Source organism: Stutzerimonas sp. FeSN7, assembly GCF_030263795.1.
Taxonomy (GTDB): domain Bacteria; phylum Pseudomonadota; class Gammaproteobacteria; order Pseudomonadales; family Pseudomonadaceae; genus Stutzerimonas; species Stutzerimonas stutzeri.
Map to the genome: position 1 here is coordinate 2,447,946 of NZ_JARPMN010000001.1, position 18,106 is coordinate 2,466,051.

The following is an 18,106-nucleotide window of genomic DNA, read 5'->3' on the forward strand; positions in this document are numbered from 1 at the left end:
ACACGGTGCTATTGATGACCGGCCAGCCAGCCACCGGAGCCGCCCGTGATCCCCTCTTCCCTGCTCAGCGCCCTGCGTTCGGCGCGCCATGTCGTGGTGTTCACCGGTGCCGGCGTCTCCGCCGAGAGCGGCATCCCGACCTTTCGCGATGCGCTCACCGGCTTGTGGGAGCGTTTCGATCCGGCCGAACTGGCCACTGCCGACGCCTATCGTCGCGACCCTGCGCTGGTCTGGGGCTGGTACGAGTGGCGCCGGATGAAGGTTCTCCAGGCTCGGCCGAACCCCGCGCACATGGCCATCGCCGAACTCGCCGGCCATGTGCCGCAGCTGACGCTGATCACGCAGAACGTCGACGACCTGCACGAACGCGCCGGCAGCCGCGAGGTGATCCACCTGCACGGCAGCCTGCACCGGCCACGCTGCTTCGCCTGCGCCCGTGAACCGGCCGAGCCGCTGCCCGCACCGGACGAACCCGAAGCCGGACGTCGTCTCGAACCGCCGCGCTGCCGCCACTGTGGCGGACGCCTGCGGCCCGGCGTGGTCTGGTTCGGCGAGAGCCTGCCGGGCGATGCGTTGCGCGCCGCGTTCGCCGCTGCCCAGGCGTGCGACCTGCTGCTGTCGGTCGGTACCTCAGGGGTGGTCTATCCCGCCGCTGAAGTGCCACATCTGGCGCGGGCGGCCGGCGCCACGTTGGTGCATGTCAACCCACAGGGCGAGGCGCCGCGGAGTGCGCAAGAACACCTGCTCGCGCTGCCCGCCGGCCAGGCCTTGCCGCAGCTGGTTCGCGAGGCTTTCGACGGCTGACCGTCGCGCGCGAATCGCCCCAAAGCAGTGAGCGCACTGCCCTTTTCGCACCGAAGTGGTTCAACCGCCTCGCGCGGCCGGCGGCGATTCGCACCCCCGGACAAGCCCGCACGGGCCCGCCGGCCGGGGGGTTGCAGCGGTGCCCCGGCGCAGCTGGCACGCAACCTGCTAAATCCCTTGCAACAGCTGCCAGCACGGCAGCACGTCCCAGGCGGTCAGCGACGACCGCACGCCAGTAGGCACGGGACCGGGTGAACCAGGCAACGACGCCTGGCCAATCACCCCCACGACATTTTTGAAACCAGGCAAAGGCGCCTGGAGCTGACCCCAGCTCCAGGCGCCTTTTTTGCGTTTTGCCGGCCGCGTGCCGCAGCCGCTCGAGAGGAAAGGCTATGAGTTCAACCGTCACCCCGCTCAAGCACGAGACATTGGTCATCGTCGGCAACGGCATGGTCGGGCATCACTGCATCGAACAGCTGATCGAACAGGACGCCCTAGCCCGCTACGACGTGCACGTGTTCGGCGAGGAGCGCCAGCGCGCCTACGATCGCGTACACCTGTCCGAGTACTTCGGCGGCCGCGATGCCGAATCGTTGGCGATGTGCGAAGCCGACTACTACAGCCGCCACGGCGTACAGGCCCACCTGGGCGAGCAGGTGCTGGAGATCGACCGCGAGCGCAAGGAAGTGGTCACCGGCAACGGCCGCCAGCCCTACGACAAGCTGATCCTGGCCACCGGCTCCTACCCCTTCGTGCCGCCGATTCCCGGTGCCGAAGGCAACTCGCGGCTGGTCTACCGCACCCTCGAGGATCTCGACGGCATTCGCGCGGCCGCAACCGGCGCACGCCGCGGTGTGGTGGTCGGCGGAGGCCTGCTCGGCCTGGAAGCGGCCAACGCACTCAAGTCTCTCGGCCTGGAAGCCCACGTGGTCGAGTTCGCCCCGCGGCTGATGCCGGTGCAGCTGGACGATGCCGGCGGCGCGGCGCTGAAGGCGCGCATCGAGGCGCTGGGTGTCGGCGTGCACCTGTCGCGTGCCACCCAGGAAATCATCGTTGGCGAGCAATACGCCTACCGCATGGTCTTCCAGGACGGCGAATTTCTTGAAACCGACCTGATCGTGTTTTCCGCCGGCATTCGCCCGCAGGACGCCCTGGCCCGTGACTGCGGCCTGGAACTGGCGGCACGCGGCGGCGTGGTGGTCGACAGTGACTGCCGTACCTCGGACCCGGCGATCTTCGCCATCGGCGAATGCGCCAGCTGGAACGGCAGCGTGTTCGGCCTGGTCGCCCCGGGCTACAGCATGGCCCGCTGCGTTGCCGCGCAGCTGGCCGACGCAGCGCACACGCCGTTCCTCGGTGCAGACATGTCGACCAAGCTCAAGCTGCTCGGCGTGGATGTCGGCTCCATCGGTGACGCCCATGGCGCGACCCCGGGCAGCCGGAGCTACCGTTTCATCGACGAGGCCAGCGCCAGCTACCGCCGCCTGGTCGTCTCCGCCGATGGCAAGCGCGTGCTGGGCGCGGTGCTGGTAGGCGACAACAGCTACTACGACACCCTGCTGCAGTACGCGCAGAACGGCATCAAGCTGCCGGCCGATCCGTCCGGCCTGATCCTGCCGCAGACCGAGGGCGCTCCAACGCTTGGTCCGGACGCCCTGCCGGCCAGCGCGACCATCTGTTCCTGCCACAACGTCAGCAAGGGCGCGGTGTGCTGCCAGGTCGATGCCGGCGTCACCGATCTCGGCGAACTCAAGGCCGCGACCAAGGCGGCCACCGGCTGCGGCGGTTGCAATGCCCTGCTCAAGCTGGTGTTCGACGCCGAACTGGCGGCGCGCGGCGTGGCGGTTGACAAGAGCCTCTGCGAACACTTCGCCTACACCCGCCAGGAGCTCTACGGCATCGTCCGCGTCGAGGGCATCCAGAGCTTTGCCGAACTGCTGGCCAAGCATGGCCGCGGCCATGTCGGCTGCGACATCTGCAAGCCGACGGTGGGTTCGATCCTGGCCTCGTGCTGGAACCAGCCGATCACCGATCCGGCGCTGATTCCGCTGCAGGACACCAACGACACCTTCATGGCCAACATGCAGAAGAACGGCACCTACTCGGTGGTGCCGCGCATCCCGGGTGGTGAGATCACCCCCGAGGGGCTGATCGCCATCGGCCAGGTGGCGAAGAAATACGACCTCTACACCAAGATCACTGGCGGCCAGCGCATCGACCTGTTCGGCGCTCAGCTGCACGAACTGCCGGACATCTGGGGCGAGCTGATCGCCGCCGGCTTCGAAACCGGCCACGCCTACGGCAAGAGCCTGCGCACCGTGAAATCCTGCGTCGGCAGCACCTGGTGCCGCTACGGCGTGCAGGACAGCGTCGGCATGGCGCTGCGCCTGGAGGACCGCTACAAGGGCCTGCGTGCGCCGCACAAGATCAAGTTCGCCGTATCGGGCTGTACCCGCGAATGCGCCGAGGCGCAGAGCAAGGACATCGGCGTGATCGCCACCGACAAGGGCTGGAACCTCTACATCTGCGGCAACGGCGGCATGCGCCCGCGGCATGCCGAACTGTTCGCCACCGATCTCGATGACGAAACGCTGATCCGCATCATCGACCGCGTCTTGATGTTCTACGTGCGCACCGCCGACAAGCTGCAGCGTACCTCGGTCTGGCGCGAAAGCCTGGAAGGCGGCCTGGACTACCTGAAGGACGTCATCCTCGACGACAGCCTGAACCTCGCCGCCGAGCTGGAGAGCCAGATGCAGCACGTGGTCGACAGCTACCAGTGCGAATGGGCCAACGCCATCTCCGATCCGGAGAAGCTCAAGCGCTTCCGCACCTTCGTCAACGACGGGCGCGCCGACCCGGACATCCACTTCGTCAAGGAGCGTGGCCAGCGTCGGCCGGTGCGCGCCAGCGAACTTCACCTGATCCCACTTACCCAGGAGGTGCTCTGATGAGCCAGTCCAATGTCGTTCGTCTCGACTCCCGTTCCAACGCGCCGGCGGCCTGGCAGACGCTGTGCAGCCGTGCCGATCTGGTCGCCAATTCCGGTGTGGTGGCCTGGCACGATGGCGCCCAGGTGGCGCTGTTCCACCTGCCTGACAACGCGGACGGCGAGCAGCTGTTCGCCATCGAGAACCGCGACCCCAAGTCCGGCGCCAACGTGATCGGCCGCGGCATCGTCGGCAGCCTCAAGGGCGAACTGGTGATCGCCTCGCCGCTGTACAAGCAGCACTTCCGCCTGGCCGATGGCAGCTGCCTGGAGTACCCGGAGCAGCGCCTGCAGGTCTGGCCGGTGCGCCTGATCGGCGACGAGGTACAGATCGCCGCGGGCTGATCGCCGCCCGTTGCCCGGGCAACGTCCCTTGCACACCGCAGCGATCCTGCGGGAGCGGCCTTGACCGCGAAGCTGACCCGACTCGCCAGCCACCCACATCGCTCAGCCAGCGCCCCGCGGCCGCCGTCGCGGGCCTGGCCCCCTACTGCCATTCAGAGAGACCGACATGTCCTACATCATCCCTTCCGAGTTCGTCACCAAGATGGTGGACGCCGGCGAATCGAAGATCTTCATGTCCACCCGCGACACCCTGATCCGCGGCTTCATGGCCGGCGCGATCCTGGCTCTTGCCGCGGTGTTCGCGGTCGCGGTGACCGTGCAGACCGGCTCGCCGCTGGTGGGTGCCATGCTGTTTCCGGTGGGCTTCGTAATGCTCTACCTGATGGGTTTCGACCTGCTCACCGGGGTCTTCATGCTGACGCCGCTGGCGCTGCTGGACCGCCGCCCGGGCGTGACCGTGGGCGGCATCCTGCGCAACTGGGGCTGGGTGTTTCTCGGCAACTTCGGCGGCGCGCTGGTGGTGGCCTTCATGATGGCCTTCGTCTTCACCATGGGCTTTTCCACCGAACCCGGACCTATCGGCGAGAAGATCTCGCACATCGGAGAGGATCGCACGCTGGGCTACGCCGAGTTCGGCGCGGCGGGCTGGGCGACCATCTTCCTGCGCGGCATGCTGTGCAACTGGATGGTTTCGATGGGCGTGGTCGGCGCGATGATCTCCACCTCGGTCAGCGGCAAGGTCATCGCCATGTGGATGCCGATCATGCTGTTCTTCTTCATGGGCTTCGAGCATTCGGTGGTGAACATGTTCCTGTTCCCCTCGGCGATGATCATGGGCGGCGACTTCTCGGTCATGGACTACATGGTCTGGAACGAGATCCCCACCGCGCTGGGTAACCTGGTGGGCGGCCTGGCCTTCACCGGCCTCACGCTCTACACCACCCACGTACGCACCGCGCCCAAGCGCAGCGTCTACTGATCGGGAGTGCGGCCGAAAGCCCCGGTTGCGCATTCGCGCCCGGGGCTTTCGTGCAGATCGAAGATGCCCAGCCAACTCGTCATCGCCCTCGGCCAGCATTCGGATGCCGGACGCAAGCCGCTCAATCAGGACTTTCACGGCGCCTGCATTCCCACCGACGCGCAGCTCGCCAGCAAGGGCATCGCCATCGCACTGGCCGATGGCATCAGCAGCAGCGAGGTCAGCCATATCGCCAGCGAAACCGCGGTGGCGAGCTTTCTCTCCGACTACTTCTGCACCTCCGACGCCTGGTCGGTGAAACAGTCGGCGCAGCGCGTGCTGGTGGCAGTCAACTCCTGGTTGCATGCGCAGACCCGCCAAGGCCCTTACCGCTATGACCGCGACCGCGGCTATGTCTGCACCTTCAGTGCGCTGGTGCTCAAGGGCGGCAGCGCGCACCTGTTCCACATCGGCGATGCGCGCATCCATCGCTTGCGTGAAGGCGCCCTCGAACAGCTGAGCGAGGATCACCGCGTGCGTGTCAGCGCCGAAACCAGCTATCTCGGCCGCGCCCTGGGCATCAACCCGCATCTGGAAATCGACTACCGCAACCTCCCGCTGGCACTGGGCGACCTGTTCCTGCTCGCCACCGACGGCGTGTACGAGCACCTCGATCCGCGCGCGATGGCCGATATCATCGCGACCCATGCCGACGACCTGGACGCTGCAGCGAGGCAGCTGGTCGAGCAGGCGCTGGTCAACGGCAGCGATGACAACCTCACCGTGCAGCTGGTGCGCATCGACAGCCTGCCCGAGCAAGCGGCCGACGACGTGCAGCGCCAGCTCGGCGAACTGGCCCTGCCGCCGCTGCTGGAGCCGCGCATGCAGTTCGACGGCTACCGCATCGTTCGCCAGCTGCATGCCAGCAGCCGCAGCCATGTGCATCTGGCTGTCGACGAAAAGAGCGGCGCGCAGGTGGTGCTGAAGACGCCGTCGCTCGATCTGCGTGGCGACCCGGCCTATCTCGAGCGCTTCCTTCTCGAGGAATGGATCGCCCGGCGCATCGACAACCCTCACGTGGTCAAGGCCTGCCCGCCGCCACGCCGGCGGCACTACCTGTACACGGTCAGCGAATTCATCGAAGGGCAGACGCTCGCGCAGTGGATGCTCGACCACCCGACGCCGGACCTGACCACCGTACGCGGCTTCGTCGAACAGATCGCCCGCGGCCTGCGCGCCTTTCACCGCCTGGAAATGCTGCATCAGGACCTGCGCCCGCAGAACCTGCTGATCGACGCCACCGGCACGCTGAAGATCATCGACTTCGGCTCGACACGGGTTGCCGGGCTCGCCGACCAACAGGCCCCGGATCCGCAGGAGGCGCTGCTCGGCACCGCCGCCTACACCGCGCCGGAGTATTTCCTTGGGGAGGCGGGCTCGCCGCGTTCGGATCAGTTCTCCCTCGCGGTGATCGCCTACCAGCTGCTCAGCGGTCGCCTGCCCTATGGCACCGATGTCTGCAAGGCACGCACCCTGGCCGCGCAGAAGCGCCTGCACTACCGCTCGGTACGCGACGCCCAGCGCGAGATCCCGGCTTGGGTCGACGAGGTACTGGCCAAGGCGCTGCATCCCGATCCACGGCGGCGCTACGCCGATCTGTCCGAGTTCGTCTTCGAGTTGCGCCAGCCCAACCCGGCGCTGCTCAACCGCACTCGCCCACCCTTGCTGGAACGCAACCCGCTGCTGTTCTGGAAAGGCCTGTCGCTGCTGCTGGGGTTGACGGTCGTTGCCCTGCTGCTGCGCTAGCCGCGCGGTCGCAACAGTGCCGTCGCGCCCTGCGCCTTGCGCGTGTACCAGAGCACCCGACTGACGCCGCGGGTGATCGCCACATAGGCCAGGCGCAGACTCTCGTCGGCCATCGCCTGGTCATAGCTGTTGCGAAAGAACCCGCAGTACGCATACAGCGCATTGCGCAGCGGGTGCGGCTGCGGTGGCAGGCAGTCGTCGACGACGATGGCGACCTCCGCCTGCAGGCCCTTGGCGCGATGGATGGTATAGGCCTTGACCGGCAGCTTGCGATCCAGCTCGGCCTGGATGGCGCGCAGCGTGTCGTTGCGTCGGCCAAGCAGCAGCACCGCGGTGCGCTCGCGGCTGCCACGCTCGACGACGTGGGCGCATTGCGCCTTTATCTCGGCGACCAGTTGTGCCAGCCCACCGTTCAGCTCGAAACCGGTGACCAGCCGGACGCCGTGGTCACCCGGTTGCATGGGCCGGTTCGGCCGACTGGTCTTGGCCTGTTTGAAGCGCACACCAGCCAGCACCGCCTCGCCATCGCGAATCACCGGTTCGATGGAACGGTAGTTGGTTTCCAGCAGCAGCGTTTCGCTGCCCTTGGCGCCACGCCGCGGGAAGTGCCGGTCGAACTCCATGAACAGCTCCGGCGAACTGCCGCGCCAGCCGTAGATCGACTGCCAGTCGTCACCGATGGCCATCAGGCTCGGGCTCGAACCCTGGCGGGCCAGCTGCCGATGCAGCGCCTGCAACCACTTGACGATCTGCGGCGAGATGTCCTGAAACTCGTCGATCAGCAGGTGCTGGAACGGTGCGAGGCTCGCCGGCGGTACGCCGTCAGCGGCGGTCAGGCGCTCGCCGAGCTGCTGGAACGCGGCGTTGAAGGTCTGCAGACCTTGCTCGCGCAGCACCGCCTGGAAACAGCCGTGGAACGCGATCAGTGCCTCGATGAACTGGCGCTCGCGGGATGTGCATTCGAGTCCGGACGGCTGCAGGCGATCGATGCGCAGGCCGATGCTCTCGATGAATCCGGCCTGCACGTGAAACGCCTCGTACAACGGCAATGCCGCGAACTCGCCGGCCAGGCTGAAGGGCTTCTCCGGCGCCTTTGGCGCGGCACGCCTGCCCTTGGCAGGCTCGACCGCCGGCCCGGGCAGATCGAGCAGCCGGTGCACCTGCTCGCGAAAATCCGGCTGCTCGGCATAGCAACGCTGGTAGGCCTGCTTGAGCAGGCGCTGTTGTGCCGGACGCAACCGTGCATTCGCCAGCGGGTTGTCCGGCTCGTCGCCCGCGGCAGCCTTGTCGTCCAGCTGCTCGAACCACCGCGCCGTGCCGAGCACTTCGCGCGCCAGCTGTGCCATGGCCGAGTGGAAGGTGCGCACGCACTGGCGCGCCTGGCGCTCGTCGAACGGGAACTGCCAGAACGCCAGGACCCGCAGCAGCTGCTCGCGCAGCTGCCCACAGGAGGCATTGGTGAAGGAGATCACCGTCAGCCGTCCCGGCTCGATGCCCAGGTGGCAGAGCATGAATACCACGCGCAGCAGCAAGGTGGTCGACTTGCCTGAACCGGCGCCGGCAAAGATGCGCGTCAGCGGGCTGCGCCCCAGGATCATCGCCCACTGTTCCTCCGACGGCGCGCTGACGATACCGGCTGCCACCGCCTGCTCGACACGCTCGCGCATGGCACGAACCTGGTCCTCGTCCACCTTCAGCGCGGCCGCCGGGTAGATGCCCTGCGCAGCCGCTCGCCGGGGTTTGGCGGGGCCGCCTTCCTTGGCGTCCGCCTTGGCTGCCGACTTCGGCTTGGCCTTGCCCTTGGCGCCCCTGGGCTTGCCCTGGGCCTTGCCACTGCGCTTGCCCGTGGACTGCGGTTGCGCCTTGTCCGGCCCATGCCCCCAACGACGGAACAGCAGCTCGTCCTCGTCGCGCAGATGGGCCGAGGTGCGTGGAAAGCAGCGCTTCAGCACCCCGGCGACCAGGGACCTGTAGCGCTTGACGGCAGAAAGCATCGGAAATTCACCGTGACCATTCACATATCATTGATATGGTAAGGGTTTTTCCCTGTACTCTGGCTGCCGCGGGAACGAACGGCAGGCAAACTCGCTGAGATGAGGCGCCGGGCAGCTTCGCCTGCAGGATTTCGCGCAGATGGCTGTCCGAGCTGAACAGCCTATCTTTCGGCCGAGCCGAATGCCCCTCTACCGGATGACGGAACGCTTCTGATGGAACCAGCAGCCAACCCCACGCCTGATGATGCGAGCCACAGCTTCCTCCCGGACGGTGGCGAACTGGGCACGTTGATCCGACGCTTCGATTGGTCTAGCACTCCACTGGGGCCATTGCGGGACTGGCCGCAGAGCCTGAAGACCGTCACGGCGATGCTGCTGCTCTCGCCAACACCCATCGTCCTGCTCTGGGGCGAGCGCGGCATCATGATCTACAACGACGCCTATTCCGGGTTCGCCGGCAGCCGTCATCCGCAGCTGCTGGGCTCGGAAGTGCGCCTGGGCTGGCCGGAAGTGGCCGACTTCAACGACCACGTGATGAAGGTCGGCCTGGCCGGCGGCACGCTCTCCTACAAGGATCAGGAGCTGGCGTTGTACCGCAACGGCCGCCCGGCCCGCGCCTGGATGAACCTGGACTATTCGCCGGTGTTCGACGAGCAGGCGCAGCCGGCCGGCGTGATTGCCATGGTCGTGGAAACCACGGAACGGGTAATGGCCGAGCGTGAGCTGCAGGGCCAGCAGGCACGCCTGCAAGAGATGTTCGAGCAGGCGCCGGGAATGATGGCGATGCTGCGCGGCCCCGAGCACGTATTCGAAATGGTCAACCCGGCCTACTGCCGGCTCGTCGGCGAGCGCGAGATCATCGGCAAGCCGGTGCGCGATGCGTTGCCGGAGGTGGAGCGCCAGGGCTTCATCGAAATCCTCGACCGGGTCTACCGCAGCGGCGAGGCCTTCGTCGGTTCCGGCATTCACATCGGTCTGCAGCGCACCCGCGGCGCCGCGGAAGAAGACCGCGTGCTGGATTTCGTCTTCCAGCCGGTCACCGATATCGATGGCAACGTCGGCGGCATCTTCGTCGAGGGCCACGATGTCACCGAGCGTGCCCGGGCCGACCTGGCGCTGCGTGAAAACGAGCAGCGCCTGCGCTTCCTCGATGCGTTGTCCAAGGAGACGGCGCGCAGTGTCGATGCCGATGCCATCCTGGCCACCACCACGCGCATGCTCGGCGAACACCTGGGACTGTCCAGTTGCGCCTACGCCGACATGGAGCCCGACCAGGACAGCTTCACCATCCGTGGCGATTGGTCGGCGCCGGGCTGCATGAGCATCGTCGGCCACTACCGCCTCGCCGCGTTCGGCAGTCTGGCGGTCCAGAAGCTGCGCGCCGGCGAACCCTTCATCGTCGACGATCACCTTGCCCGCCTGCCCGCCGCCGACGCGGCGACCTTCCAGCAACTCGACATCGCCGCCACCATCTGCATGCCGCTGGTCAAGGAAGGCCGGCTGACCGCACTGATGGCCATTCACAGCCGCGTACCGCGGGCCTGGAGCGCCTGCGAGCTGGCCCTGCTCACCGAGGTCACCGACCGTTCCTGGGCCCACATCGAACGGGTGCGTTCCGCCGCCGCGGTGCGCCAGCGCGAGCAGAGCTTCCTCGAACAGCTGGAAGCCAAGGTGCTCGAGCGCACCGCGGCGCTGGCCCGCAGCGAGGCCAACATCCGCGCGGTACTGGAGACCTCGCACCTGTACATGGCGATGCTCGCGCCGGACGGCGCGATTCTCTACGTGAACGCCACGGCCCTGGCCGGCATCAGCGACCGCTTCAACGAACTGGCCTATATGCCGTTCTGGGAATCGCCCTGGTTCGCCGCGACACCGGGTATGCCCGAGGTGATGCGAGAGATGACACGGCGGGTAGCGGCCGGCGCCACCGAGCACGTGACCATGACACTGAACATGCCGCAAGGCGTGCGCGTCTTCGATTTCTCCATGCGCCCGGTACCGGGCGAGGACGGCAGCATCGTGGCCCTGGTACCCGAGGCGCTGGACATCAGCGAACGGGTGAACGCCGAACAGGCGCTGCAGCAGCTGCACAAGATGGAGGCGCTGGGCAACCTCACCGGCGGTATCGCCCACGACTTCAACAACCTGCTGATGGCCGTGCTCGGCAGCCTCGACCTGTTGCGTCGGCGCATGCCCGCCGACCCCGCGCTGCTGCGCCTGGTGGACAATGCCAGAGCCGGTGCCGAACGCGGCGCTTCGCTCACCGCGCGCATGCTCACCTTCGCGCGCAAGCAGGAACTGCACAAGACACCGATCGAACTGCCGCAGCTGATCGCGGGCATGAAGGAGCTGCTGCTCAGCTCGCTTGGCCCGACCATCCAGCTGCAGGTCGAGCTGCCGGCCCGGCTGGCGCAGGTGAAGACCGATCCCAACCAGCTGGAAACCGCTCTGCTCAACCTCGCCGCCAATGCGCGTGACGCCATGTCCGGCGTCGGCCGTATCCGCATCGCCGCCGAAGAGCTGACGCTACCCGAGGAGCAGAACGGCCTGCCCGCCGGCCGCTATGTGCGCCTGGATCTCAACGACAACGGCAGCGGCATGGATGAAGCGACCCTCAAGCGCGCAGCCGAGCCCTTCTTCACCACCAAGGGGGTCGGCAAGGGCACCGGGCTCGGGCTGTCCATGGTCCATGGGCTGGCCGAGCAATCCGGCGGTCGGCTGGTGCTGCGCAGCTCGCCGGGTGCGGGCACCACCGCCGAGATCTGGCTACCGGCCCTGGCGGCGGAAAACGCGCCTGCATCGGCGCCTGTCTCCACGCCGGCACCCGATGAAAGCCCCCGGCGCACGACGAAGCCGTTGACCCTGCTGGCGGTGGACGACGACGAGCTGGTGCTGTTCAGCACCGCCGGCATCCTGGAAGCGGCCGGACATCGCGTGCTCACCGCGCGGTCGGCCGGGGAAGCGCTGGATCTGCTGCAGGTCAATCAGGTCGACATCCTGATCACCGACCACGCCATGCCGCTGATGAGCGGTGCGCAGCTGGCAGCCGTGGTGCGGGAGACCCGCCCGCAATTGCCGATCCTGCTGGTTTCCGGTTACGCCGAACTGCCCTCCACCGCGCCGGCGCTTCCGCTGCACCGGTTGGCCAAGCCGTTCAGTCAGGACGAGCTGCTCGATGCCATCGAGCAGCTGTGCTGACGAGCGCCTCAGCTGCCGATCACGCCGCCATCGTCCTTGGTGATCAGCACGGTGGACGAGCGCGGGCGTGATTGGCCGTCGCTGGCCGGAAAGCTCAGCCCCGGGTGCTGCACGTTCACCCACATGGCGCGGTAGTCCGGGCTCCAGGTGATGCCGGTGATCTCGCAACCACGCGGGCCCACCAGAAAACGCCGAACCTCCCGGGTGACCGGGTCGGCACAGAGCAGCTGGTTGGTGCCCATGGCCTGCATGGCTGGCTGGTCGTCGTCGAAATCGGTCTCGATCCACAGCCGGCCAGCAGCATCGAATGCCAGACCATCCGGCGAAGAGAAGCAGTCGCCGTCGATGGTACCGACCAGATTGGCCGCCACCGGGTTGCCCTGGGCGTCCCGCGCCCCGCTGCGCTCGCCGGCGAGCAGAAAGACCTCCCACTCAAAGCGCGTGGCGGTCGGATCACCGCCCTCTTCCTGCCAGCGCAGGATCTGCCCGTGCAGGTTGTTGGGGCGCGGGTTGGCCCGGTCCAGCGGTTGTTTCGCACCGCGGCCGTCGTTGTTGGTCAGGGTCACGTAGACCTCGCGACTGTGCGGGTGCACCGCCACCCATTCGGGTCGGTCCATCGGCGTCGCCCCGGCGCGGTCAGCGGCAGCGCGGGCATTGAGCAGCACCTCGGCCTGGCTGGGAAAGCCGCTCTCTGCGGTCAGCCCGTGCTCGCCATGCACCAGCGCCAGCCACTCACCGCTGCCGTCGGCGTCGAAGCGGGCAACGTACAGCGTGCCCTCATCCAGCAGGCGGCGGTTGTCGGCGTCCGCCCCGGCCACGAAGCGACCGTTGGGCACGAACTTGTAGACATACTCGCCCTTCGTATCGTCGCCCGAGTAGAAGGCCATGCGCCCATCCTCGCCCAGCGACAGCACCGAGCATTCGCGGCAATATCGGCCGCACGCGGTGCGCTTGACCGGTACGCTGTCAGGGGCGAACGGATCGACTTCCACCACCCAACCGAAGCGGTGCGGCTCGTTGACGTAGCCACCGTGGGGCTGGTCGGCCTGCGGCGTGGCATCGAAGCGCGGATCGGCGGTTTCCCAGCCGTAGAGTTTGCTCAAGCCGCTGCCGGCGATGCCGTAACGCTGGTGCGAGACCCGCGCCGCCAGGTCCTGCGGATCGTGGTTGACGAAGTAGTTGTGCCAGTTCTCCTCGCAGATCAGATAGGTGCCCCAGGGGGTGAAGCCGCTGGAGCAATTGTTCAGCGTGCCCAGAACGGTCCTGCCATCCGGGTCGGCGACGGTCTTCATGCTCGGATGGCCCGCCAGCGGCCCGGAAATGGCCATCTCCGTCAACGCGCTGAGGCGCCGGTTGTAGCGCGACGGCAACACCCGCTGCCACTGGCCACGGGCATCCTTGCGCACTTCGATGACGCTCAGACCGTGGGCCGCCTGCTCCTTGCGCACCTGTTCCAGCGGGCGCCGGCCTTCCTCCAGACGCATGCCGTCGGTGTGCAGCGTCGGGTTGACGTACTCATGATTGATCACCAGCAGGCCGTGGGTGTCCGGCGCATCGGGGAACGGGAAAAAATGCATGCCGTCGTGGTTGTCGCCGGCCTGCTTGAGCTGCGCCTGCCAGTCGTCGCTGGCATCGGCCTGCCACTGAGGCGCATCGGCCAGTACCGGGTCGCCCCAGGAAAAGAACACCCGCGCGCTGTACCCTGGGGCCACCTCGACCCGGTCGAACTGCGGGTCGAGCTGCGCCGGAATGCCCTGGAAACCGATCAGTCGCGCAGGTCCGGCAGCAGCCCGGGCGCCGGCCATTGCGCCGCCGAGAAAGGCGATGCCGGCCAGGCCCAGGCCGCCCTTGAGCAGGCCGCGGCGGCGCCGGTCGATGACATCCCGCAGCGGCGAGTTGCGGCTGGGGTTGATCGCCTGGTCATCATGGGCGGCGATGCCGGCGTGAAAATCGCTGAAATCCTGTTTCATCGAAACGAATCCTGGATGGCTGAACCGCATCACTCGATGCGGTAATGAAAGGTGTTCTGCACGTTGGGCACCTCCACCGCCCGCCCATCGACGATGCGCGGCTGGTAGCGGAAGCTCTGGGCCGCGATCAGCGATGGACGGATGAACAGCGGATGGCAGTCACCAACCACCTTGGGCGAACGCACCCGTCCCTGGACGTCCACCGTGTAGCTCACCGTGCAGGCGCCCTGCAGCCCGGCGTCCAGCGCCCGCTGCGGATAGACCGGCGGCTTCTTGGCGATCGGCTGGTACTGGCGGCTGGCTGCCTCCGCGACAGCCGCCTGCCGGGCACGCTCGGCCGCTTCGGCACGGGCCGTTGCCTCGGCCTGGCGGCGCTGCGCGTCCAGCCGTGCCTGCTCGGCCAGACGCTCTTGCTCCCGACGCTGCTGTTCGTCACGGCGGCGTTGCTCCTGGCGGCGACGTTCCAGCTGCTGCTTGCGCTGCTGCTCGGCTTCGCGCTCCCGTTCGGCGCGCTTGAAGGCCAGGTCGGCCTGCTCCACCTGTGGTGGCGCTTCGACCTGAACGGGGGGCGGCGGCGCTTCGACCGGTTTCGCAACCGGCGGTTCGGGCAGTACTGGCACCGGCGGCGGCAGGCTGATCAGCTGGGTCTGCATCACCTGGGTGGCAACCGGTGCGTCCATCGTCGGCGTCCAGCTGGTCAGCAGCAAGACGAACAGCCCGGCATGCAAGCCCAGCGTGGTCAGCGCCGCGCCAGCGGCACCGGTCCATCGCCGCTGTGTGAGCACGGGCGCGGGCGGCGCCGACAAGCCGAGCGCCATCATCGCTCCTGCTCCGCAGCGGCCGGCGCCTCGGTGATCAGGCCCAGGTTGACCACCCCGCCGCGCTGCAGCTCGGCGATAGCGGCGACCACACGACCGTAGTCCGCCGCCTCGTCGGCACGGATATAGACCTGGGTGTCGCCCCGCGCGGCAATGACCGCGCCGACCTTGGCCTGCAGCTCGGCCAGGTCGACGGCGCTGTCGGTCTGGTTCTCGACGTCCAGCTCGCTGCCGAGGTTCCAGTAGAAGCCGCCGTCGGCCTTCACCGAAAGCGTCAGGATCTGCCGCTCGTTCTCCACCGGCAGCGCCTCGGCCGCCACCTTCGGCAGCTCGATCTTGACGCCCTGCACCAGCATCGGCGCGGTGACCATGAAGATCACCAGCAGCACCAGCATCACGTCGATATAGGGCACCACATTCATTTCCGCCTTGGGCCCGTGTTTGCGCTGTGGCCTGACTAGCATTGCTGACCTCCTCAGGCGGCTGCGGCGACGCTGGGCGAAGCAGCGTGCAGGCGCCGATGCAGGCGCGCCTGCAGCTCGTTGCCGAAGGCGTAGTAACGGCCGACCAGCGTCTGCCCGTGGGCGGCGAAGCGGTTGTAGGCCATCACCGCGGGAATCGCCGCGAACAGGCCGATGGCCGTGGCGATCAGCGCCTCGGCGATACCCGGGGCGACGGTGGAAAGCGTGGCCTGCTGTACCTGCGAAAGGCCGAGGAAGGAGTTCATGATCCCCCACACGGTGCCGAACAGGCCGATGTAGGGGCTCACCGAACCCACCGTGGCGAGGAACTGCAGGCCCTTCTCCAGGCGTTCCTCCTGCTCGGCAATGGCGACGTACAGGCTGCGCTCCACGCCCTCGGCGACCGCATCCGGGGCGATGCCCGCTTCACGCTGGAGTTGGACAAACTCGCCGTAACCGGCGAGGAAGATGCGCTGCAACGCGGCCTCCTCCGGCAGCGGCTGCTGCTGCCCTTCGCGGTAGAGCTGGGCGAGATCGCCGCCCTGGCGAAAGCGCTGCTGGAAGCTGTGCAGCAGGCGCTCGCTGCGGTGCAGCGCGGCGCTGCGACGGATAATCAGGTACCAGCTGGAGAGCGAAGCCAGCACCAGGAACACCATCACCGCCTGCACCACCAGGCTGGCCTCGCTGATCAGGCCCCAGACGGACATGTGCTCGAGAGTCGTTTGCATGAATCTTTCCTCCTGCCCGCATGGGCAGCTGCTATTGGATGGCGGGTCGGTTACCGGGCGATGACATCAATCCAGACCCAGCGCATCGGCGATGGCTGACCAGGGCAGGTATTTGTAGTTCTGCGTGCCTTCGGGCATGCGCTTGCGGCCGTCCTGCACCACCAGCATGCCGCGGCTCCAGATGCTGCCGAGATTTGCCGAGGTGACCTCCAGCCCGTCGGTTTCCGAAGCGCCGTCGATACCGCGCTCGGCATTCAGGCCGATGCGGAACGCGCCGCGCACGGCATACGGCGCCTGGGCATCGAGCACCACGTAGCTGTCGTTGCCCTGGCTGGAGATCACCAGGTAATCGCCACCCTCGCCGTGGTAGAGCGCCAGGCCTTCGATGTCGTCGTACACCGGCCCGCCAACGCCGATCACCTTCTGGGGCGCTGCCGGCACTTCGGCACGGGCATCGACCACCCAGACCGCAACGTCCTCTTCACCGACGAACAGCCGCTCGCCACGGTCATCGGCGACGCAGCCCTCGGGCTGGCTGTCCAGCTTGAAACGCCGCACCAGTTCACCGTGCGGCTGGCCGGACTGGCCATCGAGGCGGTACTGGACGAAGGTGCCATCCTTGTCGTTGGCGATCGCGTAGGTGACACCTTGGCGGTTCTGGAACATGCACAGGCCGTAGATATCGCTCAGCGGCGTGGCGATCTGGCCGATATCGCGGAGCACCCCGCTCGCGCGGTCGATGGCGAACAGGTGCAGGCTGTTGTGATCCCGGTTGCTGGCCACGGCCAGGTCCACGCGCTTGCTGCCGAGGCGGAAACCGCTGCGCACATCGACGTTGTTCAGCCGGCCGACGGTCAGGCTTTGCAGCTGGCGGCCTTCCAGGTCGTACACCACCAGCCCGCCCTTCTTGTCGGTGCCGAGCACGCGACTCTGCGCAGGATCGCGCGGATTGACCCAGATCGCCGGGTCATCGGCGGCGTCCCCCAGACTGGGCACCGGGCCGGTCTCCACCGCTGCCGCCAGACTGACGATGGGTTCGGGATGCGGCAGTGCCTGTGGCTGCCACGCCAGCTGGGCGCGATGCAGGCCGTGCTCGTCCGCCAGCAGCAGTTCGACTCCTTCGGAGGTGCGACGCGCGCTGATGCGTTCCGGCTCATCGAGGCCGTCCAGCGGCAGCACGCCGTCCGCCTGCCAACCCGATTCGCTCTGGCGATAGAGGTGCAGCGCCGGCGCCTCGGCATCCAGGGCCAACAGACCACCCGGCACCAACGCCATGCCAGCCGCCACCTTTGTCAGCGCGCCGAACGGCTTGACCAGATCGACCGGCTCACGCTGCAGCGGCGCCTCGGCATCCGCCGGGTAGCGCCAGAAGCCGACGTTCTCCTCGTTGACGTAGAGCTGCCCGGCCATGTCATCGGTCTGGCAAAAGGTGCTCTGCGGCGGCAGGCTGAGCCCGCGCACGCGCCGTGCTTCACCGAGCAGGCGGCCCTGGCTGCCCACCAGCCATTGCTCGCCGACACCTTCCTCGCCGAGCAGGAATACGAAGTCGTTGCGCGCGCTGTCGCGGTACAGGCACAGCCCCTCGATGGCGAACGCGGTGCGCGGCAGATACAGCGGCTGGCTCCAGGTCCGGTTGTCATCCAGGCCGATCAGCATCGCCTGCTGGCGCTTGCGCTCCACGGTGGCCAGCAGCAGGCCCCGACGTTCGAGGCGATGGTCGAGGCCCTCGAAACGCCCGCTGTGCTGGGCCAGTGTGTTGCCGGCCTTGTCCAGCAGGCGCAGGCCCTGCGTGTCCAGCTGGACGCGCTCGGCATCCGCCCAGGGGCCATTGCCGGCCAGCAATTGCGCGTATTCGAGGCCCGTCTGCGCTGGCGTGGTGATGCTCAGCCGCGTGCTCTGTGGCGCCTTGTCCTGACCGGCGGACTGGCAGGCGGCCAGGGTGATGCACAGGCCGAGCAGCAGGGTTTTGGGTAATGCGTTCATGCGATATCCATTCAGGTGCCGCAGGCCGGTGCCCGGCCGTAAAGGGGAACGG

The 18,106-nt window shown here is 67.5% G+C and carries 12 protein-coding genes; 6 read left to right on the forward strand and 6 right to left on the reverse strand.

The window, feature by feature from the left end; genetic code table 11:
- The first annotated feature begins 45 nt into the window (after positions 1-45).
- From P5703_RS11530 to P5703_RS11550, 5 genes are all read left to right on the forward strand, one after another.
- A complete protein-coding gene (locus P5703_RS11530) occupies positions 46-804 on the forward strand; it encodes an SIR2 family NAD-dependent protein deacylase (protein WP_095460056.1) in 759 nt (252 codons plus the stop codon).
- Between the two features lie 392 nt (positions 805-1,196).
- Positions 1,197-3,755, forward strand: a complete 2,559-nt coding sequence (gene nirB / locus P5703_RS11535; protein WP_111481470.1) for a nitrite reductase large subunit NirB — start codon at positions 1,197-1,199, stop codon at positions 3,753-3,755.
- Entirely contained in the window at positions 3,755-4,138 is a 384-nt protein-coding gene (gene nirD / locus P5703_RS11540; protein WP_011913098.1) for a nitrite reductase small subunit NirD, read from the forward strand. The genes nirB and nirD overlap by 1 nt, the downstream gene beginning before the upstream one ends.
- 166 nt (positions 4,139-4,304) lie before the next feature.
- Positions 4,305-5,117, forward strand: coding sequence for a formate/nitrite transporter family protein (locus tag P5703_RS11545; protein ID WP_011913097.1), 813 nt, complete (start codon positions 4,305-4,307; stop codon positions 5,115-5,117).
- 63 nt (positions 5,118-5,180) lie between these two features.
- Positions 5,181-6,902 carry a bifunctional protein-serine/threonine kinase/phosphatase gene (locus P5703_RS11550; RefSeq protein ID WP_125851334.1) on the forward strand — a complete coding sequence of 574 codons (1,722 nt, stop codon included), beginning with the start codon at positions 5,181-5,183 and terminating at the stop codon, positions 6,900-6,902.
- On the opposite strand, the gene P5703_RS11555 is transcribed toward P5703_RS11550, so the two are convergent.
- Positions 6,899-8,896, reverse strand: coding sequence for an ATP-dependent helicase (locus P5703_RS11555; RefSeq protein ID WP_011913095.1), 1,998 nt, complete (start codon positions 8,894-8,896; stop codon positions 6,899-6,901). The two genes, P5703_RS11550 and P5703_RS11555, sit on opposite strands and share 4 nt — an antisense overlap.
- 213 nt (positions 8,897-9,109) lie before the next feature.
- On the opposite strand from P5703_RS11555, the gene P5703_RS11560 reads away from it, so the two are divergent.
- The gene (locus P5703_RS11560; RefSeq protein WP_125851333.1) at positions 9,110-12,094 is read left to right on the forward strand and encodes a PAS domain-containing protein; all 2,985 of its coding nucleotides are present in this window, start codon (positions 9,110-9,112) and stop codon (positions 12,092-12,094) included.
- Between the two features lie 8 nt (positions 12,095-12,102).
- Here the strand turns inward: P5703_RS11560 and P5703_RS11565 are convergent, their stop codons facing one another.
- The 5 genes from P5703_RS11565 to P5703_RS11585 all read right to left on the reverse strand — a co-directional run bounded on the left by P5703_RS11565 (position 12,103) and on the right by P5703_RS11585 (position 18,054).
- Positions 12,103-14,064: a PhoX family protein gene (locus tag P5703_RS11565; RefSeq protein ID WP_049325068.1), complete on the reverse strand. Its 1,962-nt coding sequence runs from the start codon at positions 14,062-14,064 to the stop codon at positions 12,103-12,105.
- A 29-nt stretch (positions 14,065-14,093) separates the two neighbouring features.
- A complete protein-coding gene (locus P5703_RS11570; RefSeq protein ID WP_049325067.1) occupies positions 14,094-14,882 on the reverse strand; it encodes an energy transducer TonB in 789 nt (262 codons plus the stop codon).
- Positions 14,882-15,346: a protein TolR gene (gene tolR, locus P5703_RS11575; RefSeq protein WP_037004434.1), complete on the reverse strand. Its 465-nt coding sequence runs from the start codon at positions 15,344-15,346 to the stop codon at positions 14,882-14,884. The genes P5703_RS11570 and tolR overlap by 1 nt, the downstream gene beginning before the upstream one ends.
- 11 nt (positions 15,347-15,357) lie before the next feature.
- Positions 15,358-16,071 (reverse strand): protein TolQ, encoded by a 714-nt coding sequence (gene tolQ, locus P5703_RS11580; RefSeq protein ID WP_049325066.1) that lies wholly within the window; start codon positions 16,069-16,071, stop codon positions 15,358-15,360.
- A gap of 66 nt (positions 16,072-16,137) precedes the next feature.
- Positions 16,138-18,054 carry a phytase gene (locus tag P5703_RS11585; protein WP_285586976.1) on the reverse strand — a complete coding sequence of 639 codons (1,917 nt, stop codon included), beginning with the start codon at positions 18,052-18,054 and terminating at the stop codon, positions 16,138-16,140.
- Between the last annotated feature and the right edge of the window lie 52 nt (positions 18,055-18,106).

Bases quoted from the DNA above. Each gene is read 5' to 3' on its own strand.
- P5703_RS11550 (WP_125851334.1), top strand. From the start codon at position 5,181: ATGCCCAGCCAACTCGTCATCGCCCTCGGCCAGCATTCGGATGCCGGA.
- tolQ (WP_049325066.1), bottom strand. From the start codon at position 16,071: ATGCAAACGACTCTCGAGCACATGTCCGTCTGGGGCCTGATCAGCGAG.
- nirD (WP_011913098.1), top strand. From the start codon at position 3,755: ATGAGCCAGTCCAATGTCGTTCGTCTCGACTCCCGTTCCAACGCGCCG.
- P5703_RS11555 (WP_011913095.1), bottom strand. From the start codon at position 8,896: ATGCTTTCTGCCGTCAAGCGCTACAGGTCCCTGGTCGCCGGGGTGCTG.
- P5703_RS11570 (WP_049325067.1), bottom strand. From the start codon at position 14,882: ATGGCGCTCGGCTTGTCGGCGCCGCCCGCGCCCGTGCTCACACAGCGG.
- P5703_RS11585 (WP_285586976.1), bottom strand. From the start codon at position 18,054: ATGAACGCATTACCCAAAACCCTGCTGCTCGGCCTGTGCATCACCCTG.
- P5703_RS11565 (WP_049325068.1), bottom strand. From the start codon at position 14,064: ATGAAACAGGATTTCAGCGATTTTCACGCCGGCATCGCCGCCCATGAT.
- tolR (WP_037004434.1), bottom strand. From the start codon at position 15,346: ATGCTAGTCAGGCCACAGCGCAAACACGGGCCCAAGGCGGAAATGAAT.
- nirB (WP_111481470.1), top strand. From the start codon at position 1,197: ATGAGTTCAACCGTCACCCCGCTCAAGCACGAGACATTGGTCATCGTC.
- P5703_RS11545 (WP_011913097.1), top strand. From the start codon at position 4,305: ATGTCCTACATCATCCCTTCCGAGTTCGTCACCAAGATGGTGGACGCC.
- P5703_RS11560 (WP_125851333.1), top strand. From the start codon at position 9,110: ATGGAACCAGCAGCCAACCCCACGCCTGATGATGCGAGCCACAGCTTC.